Raw genomic sequence first — 14,853 nt, 5'->3', positions numbered from 1 at the left:
TCCAAAACTTGGAATCGCTGGAGAGCTATGAAAACCATTTTAATAATGCGCCATGGTGAAGCTGAACCGCTCGTTCGACATGATGAATCTCGAGCGTTGACTGAAAAAGGCTGTCAGCAAGCGAAAATGATGGGGCAGTGGTTGGCCGAGCAGGCGTTTTCACCTGAAGGTGTGTTAATCAGTCCTTATCTTCGTGCGCAGCAAACTGCAAACCAAGTTCTGCAATTTAATTCTCCTCGCTTCCTTGAAACGTGTAGCGATATCGTGCCAAATGGTAATGCAAGTTTTGCAATTGATTATTTGGAAACGCTAATTTCAATGCATCCTGATATCGATAATTGGTTATTGGTCGCACACATGCCCATTGTTAGCTATTTAGTCGATCAACTCAGTCCGGGTGACATGCCCATTTTTCAGCTTGCCGCTTGCGCGCAGATAGAATATGACGAGCTAACTCGAAAAGGGATCCTTAAAGGCCTTCACATTCCAGAACGAGTGGCTGCATTTCAGTAATTTTTTACCTTAGTTGAAATTACATTTCCCCCGAGTGCGAGAGGACCGTTTGCATTGCTTGGTTGCGAGTATTGTGCAATTAAATCTTTCACAAGACACCTCAATTACTCGCTAAGTAGCCGTTTGTTTACATTTGTTCATATTGATATTTTTATATATTACATATAGATACGCTTAAATTCCGTAATAATTAATTTTCCACACTCGACCTAGTTTCAAATAACAGTACACTGTTCCTGTTTGTCGTTTTAAGGACTGAGTATCTTGATCCAGCGTGTGTCTTGGCTAATTGCATGTTTAGTAGGTGGATTTATTCCAGTTGCTCTGGCACTGGCGCATGTCCATTTTTCGGCAAGTGAATTGAGTCACAATAAGGCGGACGCACTGTTTCAAACCGTCGAATCAGTCGTTAGCAACACCACCTTGAAGACAGCCGAAAAACAGGCCAAACTGATCGATATAATTGCTAAGGCTGACCCATCTGACACTACGTTCTTTGTTTATGACACGAACGGCAAGATGATTTTCCATCCGACTCACCCAGAGTTTAACGGCCGTGTTCTTACTTCACATGCGAATCCTATTGTTGCAGGGGCATTTCGCCACCTTGTTAAATCGGCAAATGCGTACCCAGAAGCCGTGGTCAGTTATCACTGGCAATCGGGTGTTAGTGGCAAAATAGAAAGTAAAGTTGCGTACATTCGTCGAATTGATAACTGGAATTGGGTTTTTGCAGCCAGTGTTGTTGAAGATGAGACGCCAGTATGGCAAATGTGGCTTGTTTTGAGTCTTTTATTTTGTAGCATTGTGGTTGCTTGGATTGTCTATTCTAAGCGAAAGGTAAAGTAAGGCGTCTTATTCGCAACGTACCGTTATCTTACAACATGGGTCGAAACAGGTTTCTTGTTCCATCTAACTAAAAGTTAGTGTCTGCTCCTCTATGATTCCTTCTCTAAACACGCTGTTTATTTGATTATTCGATGGTCATATTCAAGTACTGAAGTTTTCTTCACGAAAGGAAAATGAGAATTTGAGTACATAGTTCGTTATTTCCATTTGTGTTAACGCTTCACGACTAAACACGACTTCATTTTGACTGTTTAATTGCTTTTATTAAGACAAATCTCTTGTTTCTTTTTTGGAAAAATAGGGTGGGTTGCAAGTCAAGGACAATTGTCATGCCTCTGGACCTCTTAAAGGGGCTGGCTGTCAAAAAAAAGTTAAGATTTCAATCATAAAAAGGACAAATGTCCTTATTTGTGGTTTGTAATTGAATAAAAGTTTCTTTTTTTAAATTATTATTCGATAATAATTCAAAAAAATTTACAAAATCATTCCTCTTTTTGCAGCAAAACTGTCATTTGCTGCTATAATATTGACCCGTCACGTTCAGCCTCTTTACTCGCTTAGCACTCTCGATTTTGAGGTCCGCGCCAACCCATAAAGCGCGAAAAATTGAACGTATCACGCCACTGTTTTACGGCGCCCATACAACCGTTGAACGAAAGAGTGCTCCAAGAAGGTTTATACCAAACATGAAAGCAATGAAAAGATCTACGTTAGCGACATTAATCAATGCAACGTTGTTCTCTGCTGTAGCAGGTACTTCATTCTCTACGCTCGCTGAAGAAGGCGAAAAAGCTAAAAACAATCAACTTGAAGTTATTCAGATCACTGCGCGTAAACGTGTAGAAAACGCACAAGAAGTGCCTGTTGCTGTATCTGCGCTTCAAGGCGACAATCTTGATGCATATAGCTCTGCGGGTATGGATATTCGCTTCATGAACGCGAAGATCCCGAGTTTATCTATCGAATCTTCGTTCGGTCGTACTTTTCCACGTTTTTATGTTCGTGGTTTAGGTAACACTGACTTCGATCTGAACGCTTCTCAGCCAGTTTCTTTGGTTGTTGACGAAGTTGTTCAAGAAAACCCAATTTTAAAAGGTTTCCCTGTATTTGATATCGGTCGTGTAGAAGTTCTACGTGGTCCACAAGGTACGCTTTTCGGTCGTAACACGCCTGCGGGTCTTGTAAAATTTGATTCAGTGAAGCCAAGCCAAGAGTTTGAAGGTTACGGTGCTGTTTCTTACGGTAGCCGTGGCGCAGTAGACTTTGAAGGTGCAGTAGGCGGTGGTTTGACGGACAAACTATCTACGCGTGTTTCTGTACTTTGGCAAACTAAAGATGATTACATCGACATCAAAGCACCAGGTCATGAAAAGAAAGACGTATTAGGTGGCTACGACGAAAAAGCAGCGCGTATCCAATTCCTATATGAAGGCAATGACTTCACTGGTCTACTTAACTACCACGTACGTGATCTTGACGGAAAGCCAATAGTATTCCGTGCAAACCTAATTGAAAAAGGTTCAAATAACATCGTTGATGGTTACTCACACGATGTAGCATTCCACGATGCGGCAGACAATGCGACTCAACAAGTAGAGTCACAAGGTTTGTCATTGAAACTTGAGTGGGATTTGGCAGAGCATACGGTAACGTCTATCACAGCATGGGAAAGTGCTGAAATCTATTCACGCGCTGACGTTGACGGTGGTTACGGTGCGGTATTCCTAGATAACTATCAAGGTCCAGGTTTGATCCCATTCTCTGCAGAAAGTGCGGACGGTATTCCTGATCATAACCAATACACACAAGAGCTTCGTTTGAGCAGTAACTTCACAGGTGATTTTAACTATCAAGTAGGTATGTTCCTATTTGAAGAAGACCTGATGATTGAGAGCTTCTCTTACGACACATTGGCCGGTGGTGTTGAGAACGGTTATGCGTTCCAAAACCAAGATACCTCTGCATGGGCTGTATTTGGTTCATTTGATTTCACTTTGTCTGATGACCTGAAATTGACAACAGGTGTTCGTTACTCAAGTGATGAAAAAGATTTCACGGCAAAACGTACTAAAAATCCAACACCTTGGAATGGTTCACCAGATGAAATGACGGGTTCAGCAAATCCATCTGACAACCATGTAAGCTGGGACGTAAGCTTAGCTTACAAAGTGAATGACGATGTAAACTGGTTTGGCCGTATCGCGAATGGTTTCCGTGCGCCAAGTATCCAAGGTCGTATTCTTTTTGGTGACGTCGTTACAGTTGCGGATTCTGAAACAGTTAACTCGATTGAAACAGGTATTAAATCGGATGTGCTAGATGGCCGTGGTCGTGTTAACGCAACGGTATTCTACTTCCAAATGGATGACCAGCAACTTACGGCAGTAGGTGGTGATGCGAATTTCAACCGTTTGATTAACGCAGACAAAACGACTGGCTATGGTTTTGAACTAGATACTGAATGGGTATTAACAGACGAACTAAATGCAACGTTCAATCTAAGTTACAACAAAACGGAATTGAGCGATAAAGACCTTGCAGTTGCCGTGTGTGCGCAATGTACAGTAACCGATCCTTTAAATAGCAAAGGTTTGGCGATTCTAGATGGCAACAGTCTGCCACACGCACCTGAATGGATCTCTAACTTCACGCTTCGCTACAGCAAAGAAATGGGTGAAGGTGAGTTCTTCGCATACACAGATTGGTCGTACCGCAGTGCAATTGACTTCTTCTTATACAAGTCAGTGGAATTTAAAGGCAAGCCATTGCTAGAAGGTGGTTTACGTGCAGGCTATAACTGGTACCAAGGTGATAACGAGTATCAAGTTTCTGCGTTTGTTCGTAACATTTTCGACAAGCAAGAAGTTATTGGTGGTGTAGATTTCAATAACTTGACTGGTATGACGAATGAAGAGCGTTTTGTTGGCGCTGAATTCAAAGTTAAATTCTTCTAATAGATGACGTTTTTAAAACCCGCCTAAATGGCGGGTTTTTGTTTTCAGAGTAATGAAAATGGCATGAGAAGCTGGTAGAGTGCGCGCTATCCGTTTTAGCTTGCTTGATGTGTTTAGTGCCTATTTGATTAAACGCTTTAACATTGTTGCTGAGCTACGTCGAAGCGACAGAAAGCGTTTATGCAATTGGTATCCCATCGTTTTATGAGGAAATAGTAATGGCTGGATTTTGGAACTACCGTGTAATTGAGTGTGAAGGCAAAGGTGATGAGCCAACACTTTATCAAATTCACGAAGTGGAATATAACGTAAATGGTCGAGCAACAAACTGGTCTGAAACAGGAGCTTCACCAGTGGGAACAAGCATAGAAGAATTACGAGCTGATGCAGAGCGTTTAGCTTCGGCGTTTGAAAAGCCAATTTTAAAAGTCGTTCGTTTGCAACGTGGCTATGAGCTTGTTGAAGTTGAAACGGGTGAACTTGCCCAAGCAGAACCGCCAGCAGGCCTATAACCTGACTTTAAACGGTTAACGTGAAAAAGGAGATGAATATGGATATTCAAGCAATTTTATTCGATTTTGATGGCACTTTAGTCGATTCTGAAGTGTTGCATTATTTGAGTTGGGTAAAAGTGCTGGCTCCTTTTTCAATTGTATACAGCGAATCAGATTTTTGTGATGAGTTTTCGGGAGTGCCAACCTTAGAAACCGCTGAAATTCTTCGATTAAGACATCAACTACCACTGAATGCCCAAACGCTCACCGAGCAAAAAAATCAACATTTCGTGGAAACCTCAAAAACACTTCCTCCGACGTTGATGCCAAACGCAAAAGCAATTTTGCAAGAAAGCGCGCGTGATTTTCGTCTTGCTTTAGTTACGGGAAGTAGCCGTGCAGAAGCAATTCCCGTGTTACAACACTATGGCCTTCTTGAGCTATTTGAAGTAGTGATTTGCAAAGAGGATGTGGAAAACCCTAAGCCCTCTGCGGAGCCTTATCTAAAAGCGTTAAAGGCAATGCAGCTATCGGCTTACGAGGCAGTGGCGATGGAAGATTCTGCAACCGGTTTAGTCTCCGCAAAGTCAGCTGCGTTATATTGCGTTGTAATCCCTCACCAGCATTCGGAAAAGCAGGATTTTGCTCAAGCGGATCACCGAGCGTCTGACTTATCGCATGCTTTTTTTCACGTTCAGTCACTCGCAAGCCATAAAAACTAGTCTACACTGAGTCTGGTTTTTACTTTAAGGTCTGTTTTCCAAGGAGCCGGAAGCATGTGGCGACACTGTATTAATGCATTTATCATACTTTTATTCTTTGCATCTCGATTTGCTTAAGCTGAAGCTCCGCCAGTTCAGCTTGCGCAAGTTTATACACAACAGCTCCCAGTGGATCGTTACTTGGTTTCCGAAAAATTTGATGGCGTGCGGGCGTATTGGGATGGGAAACGATTGATGACCCGAACCGGGCAGCCTATTTTCGCTCCTGGATGGTTTACGGAACCATTGCCTGCAACGGATTTAGACGGCGAGCTATGGATTAATTATGGTGAATTTGAACGTGTAAGTGGTTTAGTTCGCCGTCATCAAATCGATGATACGGCTTGGGAGCAGGTTAAATACCTTATTTTTGATGCCCCAAAACTTCAAGGAACGTTTGTCGAACGATATGCCGAACTACGTAAACGTTTTCGAACTCAAGCGTCCACCCATCTCCAACTGATCGAACAAAAAGAAATTCCCTCTGAGCAATTACTTGAGCGTTGGTTACAAGAAATTGTGTTACGAGGAGGAGAAGGTTTAATCCTGCATCGCAAAGATGCATTGCATCAGGCAGGACGAACCGGAGCGGTCTTAAAATATAAGCCGTATCAAGATGAAGAAGCGAAAGTCATTGGACATCAACCTGGTAAAGGTAAATTCCGGAATATGCTTGGTGCGTTAATTGTTGAAAATAAACAAGGTCTCATATTTGAGTTGGGAACTGGGTTTAACATGAGTGAGCGAATAAAGCCCCCTGCAATTGGCAGTATTGTTACATTTCGCTATCAAGGTAAGACGAAGAATGGCAAGCCGCGGTTCGCGCGCTTTTTACGAGTTAGAGATGTTTTGTAAGCGCACAACTCATGCGCTTACTGGAGTACGAGCGGGATTAGGCCAAACTCTCGCTGTATTCATTTAGGATTTGCTCTATCCACGTCGCGATGCGTACATCACTTTTGTCGTACTGACTATCTTCATCTAGCGCAAGGCCAACAAAATGAGCTTTATCCTCAGTGAGTGCTTTAGATGCCTCGAATTCATAGTCACTGGAGTTTGGCCATAAGCCAATAAAATGAACACCTTGTGGTGCAATTTTGGCGTGTAACATGCCGAGTGCATCTTGAAACCACTGGCCGTAACCTTGTTGATCACCCATGCCAAACAAAGCAATCGTTTTACCTGCAAGGTTTACTTCATCAATGTCATCCCAATGTGATTCCCAATCTTCTTGAAGTTCACCAAAATCCCAAGTTGAAATACCGAAAATCACGAAGTCGAAATCTTCTGCCTTTTTAAGTGACTCATCTTTTATATTAAAAAGCGTGACGAGTCTCATCACCGAGGATATCGCGCATCTTTTCTGCGGCCATTTCGGTGTAACACGTTGTCGAGCCATAGAATAAGCCTATATTCATAGTGTTTATCACTGTCTCAAGGGCTGTTATGATTGGGGCAGAGTCTACCTTATGCAGATGAAAATTGATATATGAGTACAAGTAACGACGAATCGTTGGTTAAACAAATAGATCCAAGGAATGAAACACTTATCGAAGAGTTTTTAGACAACTTGTACCTTGAACAAGGTTTGAGTGACAACACAATCTCATCCTATCGAAATGATTTAATTAAGTTTGCGCAGTTTATTGGTGAGTTACAGTGGGCCGACGTTCAGCATTTAACGGTAGAAGCCTATTTAGCCTATCGTACAGACGCTGGACTTAAATCCAGAAGTACAGCGCGTGCGCTTAGTGCGCTGAAGCGATTCTTTCAGTATATGCAACGTGACCATCAGTTGACCGACTCTCCATTAAAGAATATTGCTCAGCCGAAAATTGGGCAGTCGTTACCAAAAACCCTAACAGAAACAGAGGTTGATGCGTTGCTAAGCGCGCCGGATGTGTCGGAACCGATGGGAATGCGTGACAAGGCAATGCTTGAGTTACTGTATGCCACAGGCCTTCGAGTGAGTGAGCTTGTTGGGCTGCGAATGGAGCAAGTTAATTTACGACAAGGAGTGGTTCTGGTCAGAGGTAAAGGGGGTAAAGAGCGTTTGGTGCCAATGGGAGAAGAAGCACAAGATTGGATATTGCGATTTTTGCAAGAGGGTAGACCTAGCATGATCAAACACGCGACCGATTTTCTATTTCCATCTAAGCGAGGAATAGGAATGACGCGACAAACTTTTTGGCATCGAATCAAACACTATGCTATTTTGGCTCAAGTTGTGTCACCGTTATCACCACACACGTTACGCCATGCATTTGCTACACATTTGTTAAATCATGGTGCGGATCTCCGAGTGGTACAAATGATGTTAGGTCACAGTGACTTGTCGACTACCCAAATTTATACGCATGTGGCAAGTGAGCGTTTGAAATCACTGCATCAAACTCATCATCCTCGTGCGTAACGGAATTTTTTAGCAAATATTTCGGTCTATATAGACAGTAATTGAGAATAAGAGACATATTGATGAAAAGAATAGTATTAGCGGCGGCACTTTTGTGCGGCTTTGGTGCTCAGGCTGAAGTGGAAGTACAAGCTGCACCATCAACGGAAGTTGCGGCAACCCCATCACCTGTTGTGGCGAAATTTGCGCAATTGGGCATTGCGGTAAAAGAAGTGCGTTCAAATCCAATTGCGGGTTTGGTCACGTTAATTACGGACAAAGGTGTGTTGTACGGTAGTCCTGATGGTCAGTATCTTATTCAGGGCACTCTTTTGGACATTGATAGCCGTGAAAACCTGACGGAAAATGCGTTGAGTGATGTCCGTAAAGCGGGCGTTTCAGAATTTGAAGACTCAATGATCGTATACAAAGCGGAAAATGAAAAACACCAAATTACAGTGTTTACGGACATTACCTGCGGTTATTGCCGTAAATTACATCGTGAACTTCAAGATTACTTAAACGCTGGCATTACAGTGCGCTATATGGCTTTCCCTCGCGGTGGTTTGCGTGGTAAAGGCTACGAAGATCTTCGTAATGTATGGTGTGCAAAAGATAACCACAAAGCGCTTACTGAAGCAAAAGCAGGTAATGATGTTGCTAAAGTTGAGGGTTGTAATGCGCCAGTTGCAGAGCATTATCAACTAGGTCAAAGCTTTGGTATTTCTGGTACGCCAGCGATTATTCTAGAAGATGGTACGATGATCCCAGGTTATCAACCAGCGGATAGCCTTGCTCAAATTTTAGATGAGCATGCTAAGAAATCGTAAGACGAAATATTGACATTGAGTCTCATAAAAAAGGGCCTAAGAGCACTTTTTTAGTATAATGTTTTGCTATGATATGGTGAGCCACAAAGAGAGCTTTACACGCCGTAATGGAAGGACTGAAAGTACCCAGATGAAACGACTGATCCAAGCTAGACCCCCTGTTAGTGATGACCATTTGCCAGCTCACCTTCACCCTGTAATTCGTCAAATCTATGCCTCTCGAGGTGTACAACATATTGAAGAAATAAATAACTCAGCTTCTGGTTTGCTTGATTTTCGGCTGTTCAAAGACATCGATAAAGCGTGTTCGCTGCTCGACAATGCGTTGAAACAGCATGAGCGAGTGTTAATCGTGGGCGATTTCGATGCAGATGGCGCGACCAGCACTGCGTTGTTAATGACGGGGTTGCCGTGGTTTGGTTTTAACTCGGTTGATTATCTCGTGCCGGATAGATTTAGTCTTGGTTATGGACTCAGTCCTGCGCTGGCCGAGCACATCATCACGCTTTCACCAGATTTAGTGATTACAGTAGACAATGGCATCTCGTGTGTTGAGGGAATTGCCAAAGTAAAAGCTGCGGGCATTAAAGTGCTTGTCACGGACCATCATCTACAAGGCGAACAATTACCTGTTGCCGATGCCATCGTGAATCCGAACCAGCATGGTTGCCAATTCCCGTCAAAGTCCATTGCAGGGGTAGGCGTTGCATTTTATCTCCTTGTCGCGTTTAGACACCATTTAAGGCAACAGAACTACTTTAATGAGACCCACGTTCCAGAACCAAATTTAGCCGATTTGCTCGACATTGTGGCGCTTGGCACTGTAGCGGATGTTGTGGCGCTAGATGCTAACAATCGCACGTTAGTGCACCAAGGGCTTGCGCGCATTCGAAGTGGTAAAACACGTCCGGGTATAAAAGCTTTGATTGAAGTAGCGAATCGCAACAGCGCACGTTTAAGTGCGAGCGATTTTGGTTTTTCCTTAGCGCCGCGTTTGAATGCAGCGGGACGCCTCGACGACATGAGTTTGGGCATAGCGTGTTTACTTTCAAAAGATGAGTATCAAGCTCGTCGAATTGCAAATGAATTAGACGGACTTAACCACGAACGCCGCGAAATAGAGCAAGGCATGCAGCAAGAAGCCATGGCACTACTTGAACGCTTGGTCAACCAAACATCAACCATTCCGGATGCAGTATGCCTTTTTCAAGATGATTGGCACCAAGGCGTCATAGGCATTTTGGCTGGTCGTTTAAAAGAACATTTTCATCGTCCAACCGTGATTTTTGCGCAAGGCGACGATGGTGCGTTAAAAGGATCTTGTCGTTCTATTGAAGGGTTTCATATGCGCGATGCGCTTGAGCGGATAAACACGTTACATCCAGAGTTGATTGCCAAATTTGGTGGGCACGCGATGGCGGCGGGCTTGACGCTGAACCCAGGTTGCTTCGACGAATTTAAACACGTATTTACGACTTTTGCGGCAAGTGAATTAAGCGAAGAACACAAGCAATGTGTCGTGCTTACGGATGGGGTGTTACCTGCGACGTGTTTTAGCTTAGACTTTGCGGGACTGATTCAACAATCCGGTCCATGGGGACAGAAGTTTCCAGAGCCGTTGTTTGAAGACACGTTTGAGATCATACAACAGCGTTTGGTGGGTGAAAAACACTTAAAACTCGTGGTGAAACACGCGGATGGTAAATTGTTTGATGCGATTGCCTTTAATGTTGACCTGCGTGCATGGCCTAACAGTTCCGCACAGCACGTTCATATTGCCTTTCAACTCGATATTAACGAGTTCAGAGGTAAGTTTTCACTGCAATTAATGGTTAGAGAGCTTCAGGCTCTCTAGATTCCGATAAAAAGTCCATAATTCAGGTGATTTTATACTCTGCAAATGCACGGAAATTTGCTAGGATTACCCGTTTTATAAATTATCGATTTTTAGCCTACGAATGGCGTGAAATTTAAGCAATTTTTGGAGTGATGTAAATGTTTGAAGTGAATCCTGTGATTAATCAAATCAAGGAAATTCGCGAACGCACAGAACTGCTTAGGGGGTATCTTTGACTATGCGCTAAAACAAGAGCGCCTAGAAGAAGTAAATGCAGAGCTTGAAGACCCAGCAGTATGGAACGAACCAGAACGTGCACAGGCACTAGGTCGCGAAAAATCAGCGTTGGAAGCGGTTGTAGAAACGATTGATAACTTAGTGTCGGGTGCGGATGACGCCGAAGGTCTCGTTGAGCTTTCGGTTGAAGCTGAAGATGAAGATACGTTTACGGAAGCTGAGGCTGAAGTAAAAGGCTTAGTTACGCAATTAGAACAACTTGAATTCCGTCGTATGTTCTCAGGTGACCATGATGCGTCTGATGCGTACATCGACTTACAATCAGGGTCGGGTGGTACGGAAGCACAAGATTGGTGTAATATTCTGCTTCGTATGTATCTACGCTGGGCGGAAGCGAAAGGCTTCAAAACGGAAATCATCGAAGCAACGGACGGTGACGTTGCAGGTATTAAAGGTGCAACGGTACGAGTTTCGGGCGAATACGCGTATGGCTGGTTACGCACAGAAACCGGCGTACATCGTTTAGTACGTAAGAGTCTCGTTTGATTCAGGTGGCCGCCGCCATACGTCGTTTGCATCTTGTTTTATCTATCCAGAAATTGATGACAATATCGAAATTGATATTAACCCGTCTGATTTACGTATCGACGTATATCGTGCATCGGGTGCGGGTGGTCAGCACGTTAACCGTACAGAATCAGCGGTACGTATTACACACTTACCGACGAATACCGTTGTTCAGTGTCAAAATGACCGTTCACAACACAAAAACAAAGATCAAGCAATGAAGCAGTTAAAAGCAAAATTGTTTGAACTAGAATTGCAAAAGCAAAATGCCGAGAAACAAGCGCAAGAAGACGCTAAATCAGATATCGGTTGGGGTAGCCAAATTCGTTCTTACGTATTGGATGACTCACGTATCAAAGATTTGCGTACGGGTGTTGAAAACCGCAACACCCAAGCAGTCCTTGACGGCGATTTAGACAGATTTATCGAAGCCAGCCTGAAATCAGGCCTGTAATCCACAAGCTAAACAAGAGCTAGAAAATGACAGATCATATTCAAGATGAAAATAAACTTATCGCTGAGCGCCGTGGCAAACTAGACGCTATTCGCGAAAAGTGCCCGGCTAATGGCCATCCGAATACTTTCCGCCGTGAAGACTACACTGGTGATCTACAAGCTAAGTTTGGTGATAAGACTAAGGAAGAGTTAGAAGCCCTTAATCACCAAGTTGCGGTTGCAGGTCGTATTTTGGCTAAACGTGGTCCTTTCTTTGTACTTCAAGATATGAAAGGCCGTATCCAAGCGTATGCGTCAAAAGAAGCTCAAACGGTATTAAAAGACAAATACGGTGTGTTAGATATCGGTGACATTATCGGTGTTAAAGGCCCATTACATAAATCAGGTAAAGGCGACCTTTACGTAGATATGGTCGAGTTCGAATTAGTGACCAAGTCACTTCGTCCACTACCTGAGAAATTCCACGGACTAACAGACCAAGAAATGAAATACCGTCAACGTTATGTTGATTTAATCACGAACATGGATACGCGTGAAACATTCCGTATTCGTTCGAAAATCATTGATGGTATTCGCCGTTTCTTAACAGACCGTGACTATATGGAAGTAGAAACGCCTATGCTTCAGGTGATCCCAGGTGGCGCGTCTGCACGCCCATTCGTGACTCACCATAATGCGTTGGATATCGATATGTACTTACGTATCGCGCCAGAACTTTACTTGAAGCGTCTAGTGGTTGGTGGTTTTGAGCGTGTGTTCGAAATTAACCGTAACTTCCGTAACGAAGGTTTATCAACGCGCCACAATCCAGAATTCACGATGATTGAATTCTACCAAGCGTACGCTGATTACAACGACATGATGGACTTAACGGAAGACATGCTACGCACAGTGGCACAAGATGTGTTAGGTACTACGACTATCATCAATACTAAGCGTAATGCTGATGGTGAGGTGTTAGAAACGATTGAATACGACTTTGGTAAAGCATTCACTCGTCTTTCAATGTCAGATGCTTGTATTCAATACAACCCAGATGTTGATCCTGCTATTTTCAAAGACCCTGTAAATCACTTTGAAGAACTAAAAGCATACGCGAAGAAAATTCACGTTAAGATCCCTGAAAACTGTGTTTGGAAATTCAGGTAAGTTTTTGTGTGAAATCTTCGAAGAAACGGCTGAGCACATGTTGATTCAACCTACGTTTATCACTGAATATCCGTGGGAAGTGTCTCCGCTTGCGCGTCGTAACGATGCCAATGAATTCATTACTGACCGTTTCGAGTTCTTTGTTGGTGGCCGTGAGCTTGCGAATGGTTTCTCTGAGCTAAATGATGCTCAAGACCAAGCTGCTCGTTTCATGCGTCAAGTTGAAGAAAAAGACGCAGGTGATGATGAAGCGATGCACTATGATGCAGACTACATCAATGCGCTTGAGTATGGTCTTCCGCCAACAGCGGGTGAGGGTATCGGTATTGACCGTTTGGTTATGCTGTTTACTGATTCACAAAGCATTAAAGACGTTATCTTATTCCCTCACATGCGTCCGCAAGTTGAGCAATAAGTTGACTTTTGATTAGTTAAAAAGGGCGCTTCGGCGCCTTTTTGTGTTTTAGAGCGTCTATTTATTGGTCTTTCGCTCATCATTGCCCCATGTCATAAAAACGAGATTGGTTCTTCTTACTAAATTTTCATTGTCGATGTCACTATCGCTGGTATGCATTTTACGAGGTTCCAGATAGATTTTCCGTTTTGGTTATTTCCCTTCGAATTCGAATTTGGTACATGCATTTGGCTTAGCCAAAAGGAGGGGGGGATGCCTTTTTCGTATAATTCCGTAAGATATATCGTACAAATTCACAAATTCACATCTTAGCTGTATGAATTTAAATCATTTTGGCTTTTTATTATCTATGAAAGGAAAGTGCCCAAATGGGGGATGTCGTGGCGCAATATGAAGAGTCTTTTATACTGGATGCTGCTTTGCGAAAGCTAACTCTCAGGATGAATAATGTCTACAGAAAAAAAGAACCACAGGATATTGAAGCCGAACGTCAATCTTATTACCGCGCTTGCATGAGTCAATTTCACACTTTGGGCTATCTCGAAGAGCTTAGAGAATTTGACAGATGCATAAAATCATCATGTTCACCTGCCGAAGAAACGACCATTGAAAAAGATAAATAGGCCAAAAAATGCTTTTTTGAACGGCTAAGTCCGCTTTTTTGGGCCGAGCTGTGCAATCTATCACCATATAGACTGTTTTTACAAGAAAAGTGTTTGACTTATTTTCTCAACCCATTATTATACGCCCCACGAGACGGAGAGGTGGCCGAGAGGCTGAAGGCGCTCCCCTGCTAAGGGAGTATAGGGTTTGTAGCCCTATCGGGGGTTCGAATCCCCCCTTCTCCGCCATTCTCGTAAAACGGACGCGTAGCTCAGCTGGATAGAGTACCTGGCTACGAACCAGGCGGTCAGAGGTTCGAATCCTCTCGCGTCCGCCACTTTTCTTCAAGTGGTTAAAAATGAAGACACCCAATACGGACGCGTAGCTCAGCTGGATAGAGTACCTGGCTACGAACCAGGCGGTCAGAGGTTCGAATCCTCTCGCGTCCGCCACTTTTCTTCAAGTGGTAAAAAATGAAGAACAACCTAATGCGGACGCGTAGCTCAGCTGGATAGAGTACCTGGCTACGAACCAGGCGGTCAGAGGTTCGAATCCTCTCGCGTCCGCCACTTACTTCAAGTGGTTAAAGATGAAGAACACCGATGCGGACGCGTAGCTCAGCTGGATAGAGTACCTGGCTACGAACCAGGCGGTCAGAGGTTCGAATCCTCTCGCGTCCGCCATCTTCACTTGAAGAAGAAACCGACGAAAGTCGGTTTTTTTGTGCCTGCGATTCGCTCACGTTAACCACCTCATCGTGTTGAAGCTTTTCTAAACCGCGTTAAAATGACCATAC

At 43.6% G+C, this 14,853-nt stretch carries 9 protein-coding genes, 5 tRNA genes and 4 pseudogenes; 17 read left to right on the top strand and 1 reads right to left on the bottom strand.

What is annotated here, in order from left to right; genetic code table 11:
- The first annotated feature begins 27 nt into the window (after positions 1 to 27).
- The 6 genes and pseudogenes from sixA to J5O05_RS05785 all read left to right on the top strand — a co-directional run.
- Positions 28 to 513: a phosphohistidine phosphatase SixA gene (gene sixA, locus J5O05_RS05810; protein WP_208843987.1), complete on the top strand. Its 486-nt coding sequence runs from the start codon at positions 28 to 30 to the stop codon at positions 511 to 513.
- A 264-nt stretch (positions 514 to 777) separates the two neighbouring features.
- Positions 778 to 1,362, top strand: coding sequence for a cache domain-containing protein (locus J5O05_RS05805; RefSeq protein WP_208843986.1), 585 nt, complete (start codon positions 778 to 780; stop codon positions 1,360 to 1,362).
- Between the two features lie 686 nt (positions 1,363 to 2,048).
- Complete coding sequence (locus J5O05_RS05800) at positions 2,049 to 4,316, top strand: TonB-dependent receptor (protein WP_208843985.1); 2,268 nt, start codon at positions 2,049 to 2,051, stop codon at positions 4,314 to 4,316.
- Positions 4,317 to 4,534: 218 nt separating this feature from the next.
- Positions 4,535 to 4,828, top strand: coding sequence for a hypothetical protein (locus J5O05_RS05795; protein WP_208843984.1), 294 nt, complete (start codon positions 4,535 to 4,537; stop codon positions 4,826 to 4,828).
- A gap of 38 nt (positions 4,829 to 4,866) precedes the next feature.
- Positions 4,867 to 5,532 (top strand): HAD family hydrolase, encoded by a 666-nt coding sequence (locus J5O05_RS05790; protein WP_208843983.1) that lies wholly within the window; start codon positions 4,867 to 4,869, stop codon positions 5,530 to 5,532.
- A gap of 132 nt (positions 5,533 to 5,664) precedes the next feature.
- Positions 5,665 to 6,426: pseudogene (locus J5O05_RS05785) on the top strand (DNA ligase); the annotation flags it as partial.
- 37 nt (positions 6,427 to 6,463) lie between these two features.
- Here the strand turns inward: J5O05_RS05785 and fldB are convergent.
- Positions 6,464 to 6,989, bottom strand: a pseudogene (gene fldB, locus J5O05_RS05780) (flavodoxin FldB).
- Between the two features lie 71 nt (positions 6,990 to 7,060).
- Here fldB and xerD point away from each other — a divergent pair.
- The 11 genes and pseudogenes from xerD (at position 7,061) to J5O05_RS05725 (ending at position 14,740) form a co-directional block, all read left to right on the top strand.
- Entirely contained in the window at positions 7,061 to 7,984 is a 924-nt protein-coding gene (xerD, locus tag J5O05_RS05775) for a site-specific tyrosine recombinase XerD (RefSeq protein WP_208843981.1), read from the top strand.
- 62 nt (positions 7,985 to 8,046) lie between these two features.
- The gene (gene dsbC / locus J5O05_RS05770; RefSeq protein ID WP_208843980.1) at positions 8,047 to 8,793 is read left to right on the top strand and encodes a bifunctional protein-disulfide isomerase/oxidoreductase DsbC; all 747 of its coding nucleotides are present in this window, start codon (positions 8,047 to 8,049) and stop codon (positions 8,791 to 8,793) included.
- 130 nt (positions 8,794 to 8,923) lie between these two features.
- Positions 8,924 to 10,648, top strand: a complete 1,725-nt coding sequence (recJ, locus tag J5O05_RS05765) for a single-stranded-DNA-specific exonuclease RecJ (RefSeq protein WP_208843979.1) — start codon at positions 8,924 to 8,926, stop codon at positions 10,646 to 10,648.
- Between the two features lie 140 nt (positions 10,649 to 10,788).
- Positions 10,789 to 11,888 (top strand): annotated as a pseudogene (gene prfB, locus J5O05_RS05760) (peptide chain release factor 2).
- Between the two features lie 26 nt (positions 11,889 to 11,914).
- Positions 11,915 to 13,454: pseudogene (lysS, locus tag J5O05_RS05755) on the top strand (lysine--tRNA ligase).
- Between the two features lie 368 nt (positions 13,455 to 13,822).
- The gene (locus tag J5O05_RS05750; RefSeq protein WP_208843978.1) at positions 13,823 to 14,077 is read left to right on the top strand and encodes a hypothetical protein; all 255 of its coding nucleotides are present in this window, start codon (positions 13,823 to 13,825) and stop codon (positions 14,075 to 14,077) included.
- 135 nt (positions 14,078 to 14,212) lie between these two features.
- A tRNA-Ser gene (locus tag J5O05_RS05745) sits at positions 14,213 to 14,305 on the top strand.
- 12 nt (positions 14,306 to 14,317) lie between these two features.
- A tRNA-Arg gene (locus J5O05_RS05740) sits at positions 14,318 to 14,394 on the top strand.
- Between the two features lie 38 nt (positions 14,395 to 14,432).
- Positions 14,433 to 14,509, top strand: a tRNA-Arg gene (locus tag J5O05_RS05735).
- Between the two features lie 40 nt (positions 14,510 to 14,549).
- Positions 14,550 to 14,626, top strand: a tRNA-Arg gene (locus J5O05_RS05730).
- A 37-nt stretch (positions 14,627 to 14,663) separates the two neighbouring features.
- Positions 14,664 to 14,740, top strand: a tRNA-Arg gene (locus tag J5O05_RS05725).
- Positions 14,741 to 14,853: the final 113 nt, after the last annotated feature.

This window comes from Pseudoalteromonas xiamenensis (assembly GCF_017638925.1).
Classification (GTDB): Bacteria; Pseudomonadota; Gammaproteobacteria; order Enterobacterales; family Alteromonadaceae; genus Pseudoalteromonas; species Pseudoalteromonas xiamenensis.
Note: the sequence above shows the minus strand (reverse complement) of the source record. Positions and strands in the feature narration are given on the sequence as shown.